Here is a 16,730-nt window from a genome sequence, read left to right on the forward strand (position 1 = left end):
AGAGCCCCCAGTGGCTGAGATGTTCTACGACGACGACGCCGACCTGAGCCTGATCCAGGCCAAGAACGTCGCCGTGATCGGCTACGGCAGCCAGGGTCACGCCCACGCGCTGTCCCTGCGCGACTCCGGCGTCGACGTCCGCATCGGCCTGCAGCCCGGCTCGAAGAGCCGCGACAAGGCCGAGGCCGAGGGCCTGCGCGTCCTCACCCCCCGCGAGGCGGCGGAGGAGTCCGACCTGATCGTGATCCTCGCCCCCGACCAGCACCAGCGCAAGCTGTACGCCGAGGAGATCGAGCCTGCCCTGACCCCGGGCGACACCCTGGTCTTCGGTCACGGCTTCAACATCCGCTTCGGCTACATCACCCCGCCCGAGGGCGTCGACGTCTTCATGGTCGCCCCCAAGGGCCCCGGCCACCTCGTGCGCCGCGAGTACGTCGACGGGCGCGGCGTCCCGGTCCTCGTCGCGGTCGAGAAGGACGCCTCCGGCAACGCCTGGCCGCTCGCCCTGTCGTACGCCAAGGCCATCGGCGGCCTGCGTGCCGGCGGCATCAAGACCACGTTCACCGAGGAGACCGAGACCGACCTGTTCGGCGAGCAGGCCGTCCTGTGCGGTGGCGCCTCGCAGCTGGTGATGTACGGCTTCGAGACGCTCATCGAGGCCGGCTACCAGCCCGAGGTCGCCTACTTCGAGTGCCTCCACGAGCTCAAGCTCATCGTCGACCTCATGTACGAGGGTGGCATCGCCAAGCAGCGCTGGTCGGTCTCGGACACCGCCGAGTTCGGCGACTACGTCTCCGGCCCGCGGGTGATCACCCCGGACGTGAAGAAGAACATGCAGGACGTGCTCGCCGACATCAAGAGCGGCGCGTTCGCCGACCGCTTCATCACCGACATGGACAACGGCTCGCCGGAGTTCACCGAGTTCCGCAAGAAGGGTGAGTCGCACCCCATCGAGCAGACCGGCCGCGAGCTGCGCAAGCTCATGGCCTGGGTGAAGTCGCACGACTCCGACTACACCGAGGGCACCGCCGCCCGCTGACCGCGGCGCACCCGTGACGCGTACGGCGCGTCGGATCACCTGAGGGGTCGATCCGGCGCGCCGTCCGCGTGTCAGGATGCCGTCATGAGCAACACGACCACGCCCGCGTCCGGGCTCGAGCGGACCAGACGCCTCGGCGTCGAGACCACCGGCATCGAGATCATCGAGGAGTCCGCGCGGACCGCGCGCCCGCGCGACCTGTTCTGGCCGTGGTTCGCGGCCAACGTCTCGGTCTTCGGCATCAGCTACGGGTCGTTCGTGCTGGGGTTCGGGATCTCGTTCGTGCAGGCCCTGGTCGTCGCAGTGGTCGGTGTCGTCGTCTCCTTCGCGCTGTGCGGGATCATCGCGATCGCGGGCAAGCGCGGCTCGGCGCCGACCATGGTCCTCAGCCGAGCGGCGTTCGGCGTGCAGGGGCAGAAGCTCCCGGGAGTGGTCTCGTGGCTGGTCTCGATCGGCTGGGAGACGTTCCTCGCGATCCTCGCCGTGCTGGCGACGGCCACGATCTTCGACCAGCTCGGGTGGGCGGCCGGCACGACCACCCAGGTGGTGGCCACCGTCGTCGTGGCCGCCCTCATCGTCTCCGCCAGCGTGGCGGGCTACCACGTCATCATGCGCATGCAGTCGATCCTGACCTGGCTGACCGGCATCGCCACGATCGTCTACGTCGGCCTGACGCTCGACGAGATCGACTGGTCGGCCGTGCAGGCCGTTCCCTCCGGCAGCACCCAGCAGATGGTCGGCGCGCTCGTGATGGTGATGACCGGCTTCGGGCTCGGCTGGATCAACATCGCGGCCGACTGGTCGCGCTACCAGCACCGCGACGCGAAGGGCGCGGCGATCGTCGGGTGGAACACCTTCGGCGGGGCGGTCGCGCCGGTGCTCCTGGTGGTGTTCGGCCTGCTGCTCGCGGCCTCGTCGGACCAGCTGAGCGCCGGCATCGTCGCCGACCCGATCGGCACACTCGGCATCCTGCTGCCCACGTGGTTCCTCGTGCCCTTCCTCCTGGCGGCGATCCTCGCCCTCGTCAGCGGTGCCGTGCTCGGCATCTACTCCTCGGGCCTGACGCTGCTCTCCCTGGGCGTACGCGTCGCGCGCCCCGTCGCGGCCTTCATCGACGGGGTGATCCTCACCCTCGGCACCGTGTGGGTGGTCTTCTTCGCCGAGGACTTCCTCAGCCCGTTCCAGAGCTTCCTGATCACGCTCGGCGTGCCCCTGGCCGCCTGGGCGGGGATCATGATCGCCGACATCGCGCTGCGCCGACGCGACTACGACGACGAGGCGCTCTTCGACAGCCGCGGTCGCTACGGCGCCGTCGACTGGACCTCGGTCGCCACGATGGTGGGCGCCTCGGTCGTCGGCTGGGGCCTGGTGGTCAACAACTTCGCCGTCGACGCCGCGTGGAACAACTGGCAGGGCTACTTCATCGGGCCACTCGGCCTCGGGACCTACGTCGACGACCCGGCCGGCCCCTACTGGGACGGCAACTGGCCCTATGCCAACCTCGGCGTGCTGCTCGCCCTGGTCCTGGGGTTCGCGGTGACGTACGTCGCCCGCCGGGGCACGGTGCGCCGCCAGGAGGCCTGACGCGGGAACACGCGGGTCAGGGCGGGTGTTGGGCCGGACGTGAAGATCGAGATCTGGTCCGACGTCGTCTGCCCGTGGTGCTACATCGGCAAGCGCCGCATCGAGAAGGCCCTCGCGGAGTTCGAGCACGCCGACGAGGTGGAGGTGCACTGGCGGTCGTACCAGCTGGACCCCGGCGCCCCGACCGCCCCGAAGGAGAAGACGGCGACGATGCTGGCCCGCAAGTACGGCCAGTCGACCGCGGGGGCGCAGCAGATGCAGGACCGGGTCGAGGCCGTCGCCGCCGAGGACGGGCTGGTCTACCGGCTCTCCGAGACCATGCACCTCAACACCGTGGACGCCCACCGGCTCATCCACCTCGCGCACCAGCAGGGTGGCAACGAGCTCCAGGGGCAGGTGAAGGAGGCGCTGCTGCAGGCGTACTTCACCGAGGCTCGCAACGTCGCCGACCACGACGTGCTGCGTGAGGTCGCCGTGACGGCCGGGCTCGATGCCGTACGCGTCGACGAGGTGCTCGCGGGCACCGAGTTCACCGCGGACGTCCACGCCGACATCGAGCAGGCGCAGGCATACGGGGCGAGCGGCGTCCCGTTCTTCGTCGTCGACGAGAAGTACGGCGTCTCCGGCGCGCAGCCGAGCGAGGTCTTCAGCCAGGTGCTCGAGCGGGCCTGGTCGGAGTCGCACCCGAGGATCGAGGTGCTCGCGACGGGCGACGCCGGCGAGGCGTGCGGCCCCGACGGCTGCGCGATCTGACGTGTCAGCGCGACTTCTCGCCGCGGGCGGCCTGTTCGGCCGTCGCCTCGACCCGGGTGGCGCGGGTCTCCGGTCTCTTCGCGAGCACGATCCACGCCAGGATCATCCTGTGCGCGGACGGTGACCAGGACTCCCAGTGCTCGCGCGCGCCGGGGTGGCGGTCGAAGGCGGCGGCGAGGTCGTCGGGCACGATGCAGTCCTCGACGTCGTCCATCAGGGTCCACATGCCGGTGTCCTTGGCGACGGCGATCGCCGCGGCACCGGCGGGCTCCATGAGTCCGGACGCCTCGAGTCGTGCGACGCGACCCTTGTTGATGCGGGTCCACATGCTGCCGCGACGGCGTGGGGCGAACCACTGCATCGAGCGGAGCTCGTCGAGCGGCCGCACGGTCGAGTCGACCCAGCCGTAGCGCAGCGCCTCGAGCACGGACTCCTCGTAGGAGAACGGCCTGTCCGCCGCCTTGCGCGGCATCACCAGCCACACCCCGACGGGCCGGGTGTGGTGCTCCCGCAGCCACGCGCCCCACTCCTCGACGGTCGCGAGCTCGAGCCGCTCGGCATCGTCCATCGCACCCATCCCCCCAGCGTAGGCGCGGCCGGGGACATCGGGTCGGGGTCGCGCCGCGGCAGGCCGGCGTCCCGCCATGTGGGGCGATGGAGCGTACGTCCGACTCACGGGTAGTGTGGGTCGGGCACAGCGTCGTGCAGTCCCGGACCACCCTTGATCATCACGAGGACCCCGCTGTGAACGCACCCGCCAAGCCAGTCGTACTCATCGCCGAAGAGCTGAGCCCCGCCACGATCGAGGCGCTCGGGCCGGACTTCGAGATCCGCAGCTGCAACGGGGCCGACCGCGCCGAGCTGATCCCCGCGATCGCCGACGTGGACGCGATCCTGGTCCGCTCCGCCACCAAGGTCGACGCGGAGGCGCTCGCTGCTGCCGCACGGCTCAAGGTCATCGCCCGCGCCGGGGTCGGGCTCGACAACGTCGACGTGAAGGCCGCCACCCAGGCCGGCGTGATGGTCGTCAACGCGCCGACCAGCAACATCGTCAGCGCCGCCGAGCTCGCCGTCGCGCTGATGCTCGCCGCCGCCCGCCACCTCAGCCCCGCCCACGCCGCGCTTCGTGGCGGCGAGTGGAAGCGCTCGAAGTACACCGGCATCGAGCTCTACGAGAAGACCGTCGGCATCGTCGGCCTCGGCCGCATCGGCGTCCTCGTCGCGCAACGCCTGAGCGCGTTCGGCATGAAGGTGATCGCGTACGACCCCTACGTGCAGGCCGGCCGGGCCGCGCAGATGGGCGTGCGCCTCGTCGACCTCGACACGCTGCTCGCCGAGTCCGACTTCATGAGCGTCCACCTGCCCAAGACCCCCGAGACCGTCGGCCTCATCGGCGCCGACCAGCTCGCGCAGGCCAAGCGCAGCCTCGTCCTGGTCAACGCCGCCCGCGGCGGGATCGTCGACGAGGCCGCCCTGTTCGACGCCCTCAAGACCGGGCAGATCGCGGCCGCCGGCCTCGACGTGTTCGCCAGCGAGCCGTGCACCGACAGCCCGCTCTTCGAGCTCGAGAACGTCGTCGCGACGCCGCACCTCGGCGCCTCGACCGACGAGGCGCAGGAGAAGGCCGGCATCGCCGTGGCCCGCTCGGTCCGGCTCGCGCTCAGCGGCGAGCTCGTCCCCGACGCCGTCAACGTCCAGGGCGGGGTCATCGCCGAGGACGTCCGTCCCGGGATCCCGCTCACCGAGAAGCTCGGCCGCGTGTTCACCGCCCTCGCCGGCGAGGTGGCCCAGCAGCTCGACGTCGAGGTCCGCGGCGAGATCACCGAGTTCGACGTCAAGGTGCTCGAGCTCGCGGCCCTCAAGGGTGTGTTCGCCGACATCGTCGAGGAGCAGGTCTCCTACGTCAACGCCCCGCTCCTCGCGGCCGAGCGCGGCACCGAGGTCCGCCTCGTGACCGACCCCGAGAGCCCCGACCACCGCAACCTCATCACGCTGCGCGGCACCCTCGCCGACGGCACGCAGGTCTCGGTCAGCGGCACGCTGGTCGGCCTCTCGCAGAAGGAGCGCCTGGTCGAGGTCAACGGCTTCGACGTCGACATCGAGCCCACCACGCACCTCGCCTTCGTGACCTACGAGGACCGCCCCGGCATGGTCGGCGTGGTCGGCGGCATCCTCGGCGACGCCGCGGTGAACATCGCCGGCATGCAGGTCTCGCGCCAGGACCGCGGCGGCGAGGCGCTGGTCGCGCTGAGCGTCGACTCGGCCATCCCCGCCGACACGCTCGCGGAGATCGCGACGGCCATGCAGGCCACCACCGTGCGCGCGGTCGACCTGTCCTGACCGAGGCCCTCCTAGGCGACCATCACCCGGCCGGCAGTCCTACGCGAGCCTGATGGCCGCGTCGCTGCCCTGGTCGCGTCGGAGCTGACGTGGTCCCACGCTGCGGCCAGCCGGCGTACGGCCTCGGTGAGGGTCTCGGGCGACGCGGTCCACGGGATGCGGACGTGGCGGTCGAGACCGCCCTCGACGGCGAACACCGGTCCCGGCGCTACGATCACACCGCGCCGCTCGGCCTCCGCCGACGTCGCGGTGCCGAGCGCCTCGGGCAGCTCGCACCACAGCGCCAGGCCGCCGTCCGGCACCCGGAACCGCCACGAGGGCAGGTGCTCGCGCACGGCCGTCACCAGCGCGTCGCGGCTGACCAGCAGCCGCTCACGGTGCAGCGGCAGCACCTCGTGGGCGTGGTCCATGAGGTCGGCCAGCACCAGCTGCTCGAAGACCGGTGCGCCGAGGTCGAGGCCGATCCGGGCGTGGACGAGCCGGTCCATCTCGGCGAGCGGCGCCCGCACCCAGCCCAAGCGCAGGCCGCCCCAGAACGACTTGCTCGCGCTGCCGATCGTGATCGCGTCCTTGGCGTACGCCGCCAGCGGGCGCGGCATCGCGGCGGCGAGCCCCGGGCGCAGGGCCAGCGCCTGGTGGGCCTCGTCGGCCACCACGACCGTCCGCGTGCGGGCGAGCGCGGCGGCGAGCTCCTCGCGCTGCTCGTCGGACATCAGGTGCCCGGTCGGGTTCTGGAAGTCTGGGATCAGGTAGGCCAGGCGCGGCGACGTCTGCCGCAGCGTGGCGGCCAGGGCGTCGAGGTCCCAGCCGTCGGGGTCGACGGCGGCCGGGACGAGGCGCGCACCGGCGTGACGGACGGCCTGGGTGGCGTTGGGGTAGGTCGGCGACTCGACCACGACCCGTTCGCCCGGGGCGGTGAACGCCTGCGCGACGATGGAGGCGGCCGCCAGCGCCCCCGCCGTCACCATGACCTGCTCGGGCACGGTCGGCAGGCCGCGCGCCTCGTACGCCGCGGCGATCCGCGCCTGGAGGGCCGGGACGCCGAGCGGGAAGTAGCCCGGCCCGCTGAGGTAGGCCGGCAGCTGCTCGGTGGCGCGCTGGTAGGCCTCGACCAGGCCCGGTGGCGCGGAGTGGGCGGCGCAGTTGAGATCGATCACGTCCTCGCCGCCGACGCCCGGCAGCAGGGACCGGTCGTGCGCGCGGAGCCGCCCGCCGGGGACCGTGGTAAAGGTGCCCGCGCCGCGGCGGGACTCGGCGTAGCCCGACTCGCGCAGCACCTCGTACGCCCGCGTCACCGTGGTGCGCGAGACGTCGAGCGCAGCGGTGAGGTCACGCTCGCTCGGCAGCCGGACCCCGATGCCGACGCGTCCGTCGCCGACCAGCACGCGCAGGCTGTCGGCGAGGCCGACGTAGGCGGGGGAGCGGGGGAAGTCGCCGACGAGAGTGGCTATGCGCTGGGCGCTGATCACGTGGCTCATGCAGGCCACTGTCGCACGATTGGCTATGGGCAACAAGGCCAATCGCGGGAACCATGGTCGCCATGGCCAGCACCACCCCTGAGCTCGGCGGCGCACCTGCCGGCACCGTCCACGCCTCCCGCGGGGTCCTCGTCGACCTCGGTCCGATCGCCCAGCTCCGCGCCGGCAGGCTTGCGCGCCGCCTGCCCCAGCTCTACGTGGGCCTGTTCCTCTACGGCGTCTCGCTCGCGCTGATGGTGCGCGGCGCTCTCGGGCTCGCCCCGTGGGACGTGCTGCACTCCGGCTTCATCCGCCACGTGCCGATGACCCTCGGCCAGGCCGTCGTGCTGTTCAGCTTCGTCGTGCTGGTGCTCTGGATCCCGCTGCGGGAGATGCCCGGGCTCGGCACGATCAGCAACGCGGTCGTGGTCGGGCTGTCCGCCGACGCCACCCTCGCGGTCCTCGAGCGCCCCGACGCCATGGCGGGCCGGGTCGGACTGATGGTCGGCGGCGTGGTGCTCTGCGGGCTGGCCAGCGCTCTCTACATCGGCGCCCAGCTCGGGCGCGGGCCGCGAGACGGGCTGATGACCGGCCTGTCCCGCCGCACCGGGCTGTCGCTGCGCCTGGTCCGCACCGGGCTCGAGGTGACCGTGGTGGTCATCGGGCTCCTGCTCGGCGGCGTGCTCGGCATCGGCACCGTGGCGTACGCCCTGGCGATCGGGCCGCTGACCCAGCTGATGCTCCCGTGGTTCACCGTGGCGCTACCGGGCGGCCCGGTGGGCCGCGACACGACTCGCTGACAGCGCGGAGTGATAGACCGCGACGTTGTCGATGGAGCCGGTGAACGTGGCGGTCCCGGACCCGCCGCCGATGCGCACGTAGCTGGTGTAGTCGTCCACCTTCGAGGTCAGTCCGCTGGCGCGTGCCACCCCGTCGACGTAGACGACCGTGCTCTGGCGCCCGCCGTTCGCGGCGGTGGAGACCACCACGAGGTGGTGCCAGGCGTCGTCGTCGTAGGCGCCCGGGGTGGCGATGAGGCTCCTCGGGTTGGAGTCCCAGTCGCCGTAGGTAATCTGCCCGGACGGCGTGAGCCGCACGACGCGGTCCTCCTGCGGAGGTGCACCCGCCGTGGTGCTGGACCCGAAGCCGATCAGGGGGCCGACGCTCCGGGGGCCGGCCCTGAACCAGAGCTCCATCGAGTGCGTGCTGGGTGATCCGGCGGTGTACGCACTGGTGAGGGCCAGGCCGCCGCTGGTGCCCATCGAGGTGCCGGGGTTGTCAGGCAGGCCGCCCGGCTGGCCGAGGACCGCGGGGGGCTCGTAGTCGCCGAGGAACGCGTTGCCGGACCTGTCCTGGGCGGTGGTCGTCCCTGCCGGCTCGTCGAGGAGCCACAAGAACCGGGGCGAGTCGGCGAGGACCGCGCCCACGTACGGCTGCGCCCAGGCTCCGGCCGTCCACTCGCTGCCCGAAGCCGTCGTCCGATCGGTGAAGGTGGCACCGGCAGACCCGGCGGTCCCCGCAGTGACGGCTCCCACGGCCACGGCCGTCACGGCGGCCGTACGGGAGCCGCGCGGGCGTGAGGGCCGCTGGGTGTCGAGCCGCTGCGCGGCGAGCACGAAGGTGGCACTGCTGGCGAGGATCCACACGAGGAGCGGCACCCAGTCACGGCTGCGCGCCCAGTGCACGGGCAGTCCCACCAGGGGGACGAGCAGGACCGCCTGGGCCCGGATGGCCGCGGGCTCCAGAGGGGCGATGTCGGTGACGTCGTTGGCGTCTCCCGCGGTGGTGTAGTCGCCGTCGTCGCGCCGCTCCACCACGCGGTGCACCAGCAGCCGTCCGGGGCGCGCGGGGTCGTCGAAGACGTAGACCCGGCCCACGCGCACCCGGTGATCGGTCGCGGTCGGCCGCCCCAGGACCACGTCGCCGGGGGCGATCGAGGGCTGCATCGACGCGGACGCCACGACGTACGAGCCCCAGCCGGCCACGAGGGGTGCTGCGGCGATCGCCGCCAGGGTCAGCAGCATCGCCCGGTAGGCGCGTGACGCGAGCACGAGCAGCAGCCGGGTCCATCCGGACCCGGCTGCTGTGTCGTGTGGTGACGTCTGCACGCGTGTTGCTCCGAGAAGAGGGGTGCCGCCGGGCAGGGATCAGGGGGTGGACTCCGCGGTCCGCATCTCCCACTGGATGTCCACGCCGGTCTTGGAGCCCTGCATCTGGTCGATCTGCGCCTGGGTCATGCCGGTGGTGTCGAACTCCCAGGTGATCTTGTAGGTCCGGCTGCTGACACCGGACGGCACGTCCCAGCCGCCCATCGCGGTCTCGAAGGTGTTCTTCTGCGAGACCATCGACAGCGGTGCGTCGGCGACGATGACGCCGCTGGTCGCGTCCTCGAGCGGCGCGAACCCGGCGCAGTCGGCGAAGCCGCCGCCGTTGCCCGCGATGATCGTGATCATGATCCGGTTCTCCAGGCCCTGCACGGAGGTGACCGGGTTGATGGTGAAGCCCCTCACCGTGCTCGGCACGCTCGCGTCGGCGGTCACCTTGATGCACTTGGTCTCGGTGTCGCCGGGGAGCATGTTGGCCACCCGGAAGCGGGCCTGCCCGTTGTCGTCGTCGGTCAGCCGGACCGAGCCGGTCGCCCACTCGTTGCCGGAGTTGCGCGTCTGGCCGGTGAAGGCGGCGTAGGACGCCTGGTAGACGAGGGCGCCCGCCGCGACCACGGCGACGGGAGTGGTGGCCGCGGCCAGGAGCTTCTGGGCGCGACGGGACGGCTTGATCATGGTGTGTGTCTCTCCAACCGAGAACGTGCAGATGGTCGGGGCGCCCGGTCAGGACACCCGGCACTGAGTGCAGCCACACCGTAGGAACGAAAGGTAAAGAAATCTGCTGTTCGGCAAAATCTGGTCAGTTCGGTATTGACAACTAGTCACGCGACCGTCAGCGACGCGTGGCGATGACCGCGGAGGCGTCGGCCGCCACCATCACCTCGACCGCGGTGAACCGGTCGTCGGTGAGCCACTGCTCGCGCAGTGTGTCGACCCGCCCGTAGGTGATCGGCGGCCAGGACTCGCAGGGCGCGAAGTCGTCGAGCACCACGATGCCGCCGGGCTCGACGAGGTCGATGACCGCGTCGACGCCGACCTCCGACGGACTGCCCGAGTCGAGGAACAGCAGGGAGAACGGGCCGTGCTCGCGCAGCACGTTCCAGTCGGCGGCGAGCACCTCGACCTTGTGGTCGTCGTCGAAGATCTTCGAGGCCGCGCCGGCCAGCGACTCGTCGAGCTCGGCGGTGAGGATCCTCGCACCGTTGCGTACGCCGCTGCGCAGCCACGCGGTGCCCACGCCGCAGCCGGTGCCGAACTCCGCCATGGTGCCGCCGCGCGTGGCGGCGAGGGTCGCGAGCAGCCGTCCGGTCTCGTTGCGGCAGAACGCGACGTAGCCGGCCTGGCGGCACACGTCGAAGGCGCGCTGGACGATGTCGGGGAGATCAGGGGGAGCAGACATGAGGCCGTCGAGTCTGTCACCCCTCGCTCCCGATCCCAGTGGGCGGGCCGACATCTCACGATCTGACACGTTTGCGGAAATGCGGTGCGCCGGGCCAGCGGGCGGTCGTACAGTCGGCTCACCATGCGGAGCGTCTTCGTACTTATCGATCGCCGCGGCGGGGCCTGACAGAGAGGCCACCTCGTCGCGGTGTTCGGCGTTGACGAGGTTCCGCCACCCGGCCTTTCGCCCCCTCAGCTGGGCACCAGCCCAGCCGAGTTCGAAGCCGCCGCCTCCGTGGCGGGTCCCACGCAGTCACTGCGCGATCCGCACGCTCGTCGGCCGGCAGCCGGGCCCGGGCGATCCCCGCATCCCTGCTCCGTCACCCGCCGCGGTGTCGGCAGCTTCGGACTCACACCTTCCACCGAGATGTGACCAGGAGTGAGAACGATGTACGACCTGTACCCCGACACCTGGGGCCCCGCGGCCCACGACCCCGAGAACCCGCGCAGCGCGGAGAACGTCGCACTGGCGCTGCAGACGGCGCTTGACCTGCGAGACGGCGGCGGCCAGCGGCCCGACGACAACTAACGTCAGCCGCATGCCAGACACCCAGCAGACCGCTCCCACCGGCACGCCCACCCTCGCCGTCATCCCCGGCGACGGCATCGGCCCGGAGGTGACCGCCGAGGCCCTCAAGGTCCTCGAGGTCGCGTCCCCGGTGAAGTTCGAGTCGACGCGCTACGACCTCGGCGCCGAGCGCTACCTCGCGACCGGCGAGGTGCTGCCCGACTCGGTGCTCGCGGAGATCCGCGAGCACGACGCGATCCTGCTGGGAGCCGTCGGCGGCAAGCCAAACGACCCGAACCTGCCCCCCGGCATCCTCGAGCGCGGCCTGCTGCTCAAGCTGCGCTTCGAGCTCGACCACTACGTCAACCTGCGTCCGTCGCGTCTCTTCCCCGGGACGGCCTCACCCCTGGCCGAGCCGGTCCTGCAGAAGGGTGAGATCGACTTCGTGGTGGTCCGCGAGGGCACCGAAGGCCCCTACACGGGCAACGGCGGTGCCCTCCGGGTCGGCACCCCCGCCGAGATCGCGACCGAGGTGTCGGTCAACACCGCGTACGGCGTGGAGCGGGTGATCCGCGACGCGTTCGCCCGCGCCGAGAAGCGCCCGCGCAAGAAGGTCACGCTGGTCCACAAGACCAACGTCCTCGTCAACGCCGGCTCGCTGTGGTGGCGGCTGTTCGAGCAGGTCGCGGCCGAGCACCCCGACGTCACGACCGACTACATCCACATCGACGCCGCCATGATCTTCATGGTCACCGACCCCGCGCGCTTCGACGTGGTCGTCACCGACAACCTCTTCGGCGACATCATCACCGACCTCGCCGCCGCCATCACCGGCGGCATCGGGCTGGCCGCCTCCGGCAACGTGAACCCCGACCGGACCGCGCCGTCCATGTTCGAGCCCGTCCACGGCTCGGCCCCCGACATCGCCGGCCAGCAGAAGGCCGACCCGACCGCCGCGATCCTCTCCGGAGCGCTGCTGCTCGACCACCTCGGCCACCCCGACGCCGCCGCCGCGATCGAGGCCGCCGTGCTGGCCGACCTCACCGCACGTGAGCCCGGGACGAGCCGTCGTACGAGCGAGGTCGGGGACGCCATCGCCGCCCGCCTCTGAGCCGAACCTGAGTAGGTTGACCCCATGCAGATCAGCACCACCGCCAACCCCACGCCCGTCGACGACGCCCGGCTGGCCGAGATCCTCGCCAACCCCGGCTTCGGCACCTACTTCACCGACCACATGCTCACGGTCGAGTGGACGCCCGACGAGGGCTGGCACGCGGCCCGCATCGAGCCCTACGGTCCGCTGACGCTCGACCCGGCGACCGCGGTGCTGCACTACGCGCAGGAGACCTTCGAGGGCATGAAGGCCTACCGGCACGACGACGGCTCGATCTGGACCTTCCGGCCCGAGCAGAACGCCGCGCGCATGGTGCGCTCGTCCGCGCGCCTGGCCTTCCCCGAGCTGCCGGTCGAGGACTTCGTGGCGTGCGTGGACGCACTCGTCGAGACCGACCAGCGCTGGGTGCCCGACAACGCCTCCGGTGGTGGAGAGGGCGAGAAGTCGCTCTACCTGCGCCCGTTCATGTTCGCCTCCGAGACGTTCCTCGGCGTGCGTCCGGCGCAGCACGTGACCTTCATGGTGATCGCCTCGCCAGCCGGCGCCTACTTCAAGGGCGGCATCAAGCCGGTCAACCTGTGGCTCTCGGAGACCTTCACCCGCGCCGGTCGCGGCGGCATGGGAGCGGCCAAGACGGGCGGCAACTACGCCGCGTCGCTGGCCGCCCAGCGCGAGGCGATCGAGAAGGGCTGCGACCAGGTCGTCTTCCTCGACGACCAGGAATTCCGCTACATCGAGGAGCTCGGCGGGATGAACCTGTTCTTCGTCCACGCCGACGGCTCCATCGTCACCCCCGAGACCGGCACGATCCTCGAGGGCATCACCCGCGCGTCGATCATCGAGCTCGCCGGCAAGCTCGGCCACGCGGTCGAGGAGCGCAAGTTCAGCATCGACGAGTGGCGCGACGGCGTCGCCTCCGGAGAGATCACCGAGATCTTCGCCTGCGGCACCGCGGCGGTGGTCACTCCGGTCGGTGAGCTGCGCTCGCCCCACGGCGTGACCCCGGCGCCGGCCAGCACCGAGCTGACCATGCGGATCCGTGAGGCGCTCGTGGGCATGCAGTTCGGCCGTGCCGATGACACCTTCGGCTGGATGCACCGCGTCGTGTGAGCACCGAGCAGTCCGCCTGCACCGGATCCGCGGCGTTCGAGGCGCAGAGCCCGCGCTCGCTGCGCGACTTCATCCGCACCGAGTCCGGCTCCGCCGGGTTGCTCGTCGTCGCGGCGCTGGTCGCGCTGGTGTGGGCGAACTCGCCGTGGTCGCAGTCCTACGTCGACCTGTGGCACACCGAGCTGTCGGTCCGGCTGGGCGACGGCGGGCTGTCGATGGACCTGCACCACTGGGTCAACGACGGCCTGATGGTCGTGTTCTTCTTCGTCATCGGCCTCGAGGTGCGCAAGGAGTTCGCCATCGGCGAGCTCACCGACCGCAGCCGGGTCGTGGTCCCGCTGGTCGCCGGCGTCACCGGCATGCTGGTGCCGGCCGGCATCTTCCTCACCCTCAACCCGTCCGGCGAGGCGGCGGCCGGGTGGGGCGCGGTCATCGGCACGGACACCGCGTTCCTGCTCGGCGTGATGGCGCTCGTGGGGCCGGCCGTCTCGACCCAGCTGCGGATCTTCCTGCTCACGCTGACCGTCATCGACGACATCGTCGCCGTCAGCGTGATCGGCGTCGTCTACTCCGACGACCTCTCGGTCGGCGCCCTGCTCGTGGCGGCCGCCTGCCTGGCGGTGCTGGTCGGCCTCGACCGCGCCGGCGTGTGGCAGGCCGCGCCCTACGTGCTCGTCGTGCTCGTCCTCTGGATCGCCACCGTCGAGTCCGGCGTGCACGCCTCCATCGCGGGCATGCTCAGCGGACTCCTGGTGCCCGCCCTGGACCCGCGCCGGTCCGACGTGGAGGACGCCGCGCGCAGCTTCCGCGCCTTCCGGCAGTCGCCGATGCCGGGCGTGCAGCGGGCCGCCCGCCGCTCGCTGACCCGCGCGATCTCGGTCAACGAGCGGCTCCAGGAGGCCCTGCACACCCCGACCAGCCACGTCGTCGTACCGGTGTTCGCGCTGGCCAACGCCGGGGTCGACCTGCGCGACGGCGTGCTGGGCGACGCCCTCGGCTCACGGTTGATGTGGGGCATCGTGCTCGGCCTGGTCGTGGGCAAGGCGGTCGGCATCTTCCTCGGCGCGTTCGCGAGCGTACGGCTGGGCTGGGGCCGGTTGCCTCAGGGCGTCGGGCTGGGCCACACCCTGGCCGGCGGCGCGCTGTCCGGCATCGGCTTCACCGTCTCGCTGCTCATCATCAGCCTCGCCTTCGAGTCGCCGCGGCTGCAGGACCAGGCCCGGGTCGGCGTCCTCCTCGCGGCCGTGCTGGCCAGCCTGGCCGGGTGGCTGGCCTTCCGCTTCGCCGCGCGGTTCCTCGGCCAGCGCGACGCGGCCCTGCCGACGCTCCTCAGCCGTGCGGTCGACCCGGCGCGCGACCACGTCCTCGGCCCGGCCGACGCCGAGCTGACGCTCGTGGAGTACCTCGACTACGAGTGCCCGTTCTGCGCCCGCGTCAGCGGCGTCGGCGACGAGCTCCGCGCCCACTTCGGCGACCGGCTGCGCTACGTCGTCCGCCACCTCCCGCTCCCGGTCCACCCGCACGCAGAGCTGGCCGCCCTCGCGTCCGAGGCGGCGGCGCGCCAGGACCGGTTCTGGGAGATGCACGTCGTGCTCTTCGCCCACCAGGACGAGCTCGAGCTCGAGGACCTCGTCGGCTACGCCGCGGAGCTGGACCTCGACGTCGAGCAGTTCATGCGCGACCTCGACGACGACGAGCTCGCGCGCCACGTCGCGCACGACGTCGCGTCGGCGGAGGAGAGCGGCGTACGCGGCACGCCGACGTTCTTCATCGGCGAGGACCGGCACATCGGGCCGCACGACGCGAGGACCCTCATCGGCGCGCTCGAGGCCTCCGGGCGCGCGCCTCGGACGATCGGCTGAGGCGCTCCGGCCTGCTGGCCGATGCGCCCGTACGCCGGTCGCGGCGAGGCTCGTCGCCATGACGACCATCGCCCCGGACCGGCCCGACGCCACGACCCGACCCCGCCGCGAGTGGTGGATCCCGGCGAGCCTGCTGGCGCTCACTCTCGTACCCGTCGCCGCCGGGGTCTTCCGCGTCGCGGAGCTGGCGGCGGGGGAGGCCGACGCGGGCAACCAGCGCTTCTTCGACTCGCCGCTGGCGGTCGTGGTGCACGTCTTCGGTGCCTGCCTCTACACCGTGCTCGGGGCGTTCCAGTTCATGCCGTCCTTCCGGTCCCGGCGCCCGCGGTGGCACCGCTGGAGCGGACGGGTCCTCGTGCCCGCCGGCCTCGCCGCGGCGCTGAGCGGGCTGTGGATGGCGGTCTGGTACCCGCTCCCGGCCCACGACAACGACGCCCTGATGCTGTCCCGGCTGGTGTTCGGCTCGCTGATGGTCGCCGGCCTGGTGCTCGGCGTCCTCGCGATCCGGCGCCGGGACGTCCGCACCCACCAGCGGTGGATGGCACGGGCGTACGCCGTCGCGCAGGGCGCGGGCACGCAGGCGATCGTCCTCGGGCCGATGGTCCTGCTCATGGACGGGCCCAGCGTGGGCCCGCCGGGTGGCAACCTCAAGGCCGCCGGCATGACGGTCGCGTGGCTCAACAACCTGGCGGTGGCGGAGTGGCTGGTGCGGCGCAGCCAGACACAGTCGGGTAAGTCCAGGCGCCGGGGCTGATCGCCCCGAGGGTGACTGCGACCCGGTTGCGGGGGGTGTTCCTCGGTCGGTCCGCGGAGCGGACCGTAGGCTCAGCGCATGCACGGGGGCACGGGTCGGAGCCGCGGAGGCGGGGCCGTCCGGAAGCGGCGTACGGCGGTCGTGGCGGCCGCGGCGATAGCGGTGGTGGGGCTCGGGCTGGTGCTGGCCGTCTTCGCCGTGACCTTGTCCGTGGGGCAGCAATGGTGGTGGTCGCCGGACGCGGCGGTCGCCAGGGACGGAGCACCACACCGCGTCTCGGTGGAAGGGGCCGCCGAGTCCTACGCGATCTGGAGCGACCGCAGTCTCGGCGATCCCGACTGCACCCTCACCGGCGACGACGGAGCGCCGATCGAGGTCACCTCGGTACCGCGCGACGAGCGCGTGTTCCTCGACGAGCCGTGGGTCGGAGAGCCCGAGGCGTCGTTCACCTTCACGGCACCCTCGGACGGCGTGGTCGTCGCGACCTGCGAGGCCGTCGACGCCACCCCGATTCAGGAGCTCCACCTCGCGCCCATGCACCCGCGCATCTACTACGACGCGATGCAGTACGGGCTGCCGCTCCTCGGCATGCTGCTCTTGGTCGGGGGCATCGCCCTCGCCGTTGTCACCGCGATCCGGCGGCAGGCGCGTGTCTGAGGCGTGC

At 71.9% G+C, this 16,730-nt stretch carries 16 protein-coding genes; 11 read left to right on the plus strand and 5 right to left on the minus strand.

All coding sequences use genetic code 11. The annotated features are described in order from the left end of the window. The first annotated feature begins 10 nt into the window (after positions 1-10). The 3 genes from ilvC to AC57BS_RS06850 all read left to right on the plus strand — a co-directional run bounded on the left by ilvC (position 11) and on the right by AC57BS_RS06850 (position 3,376). Entirely contained in the window at positions 11-1,039 is a 1,029-nt protein-coding gene (gene ilvC, locus AC57BS_RS06840) for a ketol-acid reductoisomerase (protein ID WP_275938079.1), read from the plus strand. Positions 1,040-1,123: 84 nt separating this feature from the next. Beyond that, entirely contained in the window at positions 1,124-2,623 is a 1,500-nt protein-coding gene (locus AC57BS_RS06845) for a purine-cytosine permease family protein (RefSeq protein WP_496410688.1), read from the plus strand. 39 nt (positions 2,624-2,662) lie between these two features. Further along, positions 2,663-3,376 (plus strand): DsbA family oxidoreductase, encoded by a 714-nt coding sequence (locus tag AC57BS_RS06850; protein ID WP_496410689.1) that lies wholly within the window; start codon positions 2,663-2,665, stop codon positions 3,374-3,376. Positions 3,377-3,380: 4 nt separating this feature from the next. Here AC57BS_RS06850 and AC57BS_RS06855 read toward each other — a convergent pair whose 3' ends face one another. Next, the gene (locus AC57BS_RS06855; RefSeq protein WP_496410690.1) at positions 3,381-3,953 is read right to left on the minus strand and encodes a YdeI/OmpD-associated family protein; all 573 of its coding nucleotides are present in this window, start codon (positions 3,951-3,953) and stop codon (positions 3,381-3,383) included. A gap of 167 nt (positions 3,954-4,120) precedes the next feature. Between AC57BS_RS06855 and serA the strand changes: the two genes are divergently transcribed. Further along, entirely contained in the window at positions 4,121-5,716 is a 1,596-nt protein-coding gene (gene serA, locus AC57BS_RS06860) for a phosphoglycerate dehydrogenase (protein WP_496410691.1), read from the plus strand. Positions 5,717-5,727: 11 nt separating this feature from the next. On the opposite strand, the gene yczR is transcribed toward serA, so the two are convergent. Next, entirely contained in the window at positions 5,728-7,194 is a 1,467-nt protein-coding gene (gene yczR, locus AC57BS_RS06865) for a MocR-like transcription factor YczR (RefSeq protein ID WP_496410692.1), read from the minus strand. 62 nt (positions 7,195-7,256) lie between these two features. On the opposite strand from yczR, the gene yczE reads away from it, so the two are divergent. Further along, a complete protein-coding gene (gene yczE, locus AC57BS_RS06870; RefSeq protein WP_496410693.1) occupies positions 7,257-7,973 on the plus strand; it encodes a membrane protein YczE in 717 nt (238 codons plus the stop codon). Here yczE and AC57BS_RS06875 read toward each other — a convergent pair. The 3 genes from AC57BS_RS06875 to AC57BS_RS06885 all read right to left on the minus strand — a co-directional run bounded on the left by AC57BS_RS06875 (position 7,935) and on the right by AC57BS_RS06885 (position 10,677). Further along, positions 7,935-9,281 carry a LamG-like jellyroll fold domain-containing protein gene (locus AC57BS_RS06875; RefSeq protein WP_496410694.1) on the minus strand — a complete coding sequence of 449 codons (1,347 nt, stop codon included), beginning with the start codon at positions 9,279-9,281 and terminating at the stop codon, positions 7,935-7,937. The genes yczE and AC57BS_RS06875 overlap by 39 nt on opposite strands. 39 nt (positions 9,282-9,320) lie before the next feature. Next, on the minus strand, positions 9,321-9,953 hold the full coding sequence (locus AC57BS_RS06880; RefSeq protein WP_496410695.1) for a hypothetical protein: 633 nt from the start codon (positions 9,951-9,953) through the stop codon (positions 9,321-9,323). A gap of 157 nt (positions 9,954-10,110) precedes the next feature. Then, positions 10,111-10,677: an O-methyltransferase gene (locus AC57BS_RS06885; RefSeq protein WP_129454632.1), complete on the minus strand. Its 567-nt coding sequence runs from the start codon at positions 10,675-10,677 to the stop codon at positions 10,111-10,113. A gap of 429 nt (positions 10,678-11,106) precedes the next feature. On the opposite strand from AC57BS_RS06885, the gene AC57BS_RS06890 reads away from it, so the two are divergent. The 6 genes from AC57BS_RS06890 (at position 11,107) to AC57BS_RS06915 (ending at position 16,723) form a co-directional block, all read left to right on the plus strand. Beyond that, positions 11,107-11,247: a hypothetical protein gene (locus tag AC57BS_RS06890; RefSeq protein ID WP_496410696.1), complete on the plus strand. Its 141-nt coding sequence runs from the start codon at positions 11,107-11,109 to the stop codon at positions 11,245-11,247. Between the two features lie 10 nt (positions 11,248-11,257). Beyond that, positions 11,258-12,337, plus strand: coding sequence for a 3-isopropylmalate dehydrogenase (locus AC57BS_RS06895; RefSeq protein WP_496410697.1), 1,080 nt, complete (start codon positions 11,258-11,260; stop codon positions 12,335-12,337). Between the two features lie 24 nt (positions 12,338-12,361). Continuing rightward, positions 12,362-13,450 carry a branched-chain amino acid aminotransferase gene (locus AC57BS_RS06900; protein ID WP_496410698.1) on the plus strand — a complete coding sequence of 363 codons (1,089 nt, stop codon included), beginning with the start codon at positions 12,362-12,364 and terminating at the stop codon, positions 13,448-13,450. Further along, the gene (nhaA, locus tag AC57BS_RS06905) at positions 13,447-15,312 is read left to right on the plus strand and encodes a Na+/H+ antiporter NhaA (protein WP_496410699.1); all 1,866 of its coding nucleotides are present in this window, start codon (positions 13,447-13,449) and stop codon (positions 15,310-15,312) included. The genes AC57BS_RS06900 and nhaA overlap by 4 nt, the downstream gene beginning before the upstream one ends. A gap of 58 nt (positions 15,313-15,370) precedes the next feature. Beyond that, positions 15,371-16,066 carry a DUF2306 domain-containing protein gene (locus AC57BS_RS06910; RefSeq protein WP_496410700.1) on the plus strand — a complete coding sequence of 232 codons (696 nt, stop codon included), beginning with the start codon at positions 15,371-15,373 and terminating at the stop codon, positions 16,064-16,066. Positions 16,067-16,144: 78 nt separating this feature from the next. Continuing rightward, positions 16,145-16,723, plus strand: a complete 579-nt coding sequence (locus AC57BS_RS06915) for a hypothetical protein (RefSeq protein ID WP_496410701.1) — start codon at positions 16,145-16,147, stop codon at positions 16,721-16,723. Positions 16,724-16,730: the final 7 nt, after the last annotated feature.

This window comes from Nocardioides sp. BGA-UO-ETr-FS32 (assembly GCF_059567905.1).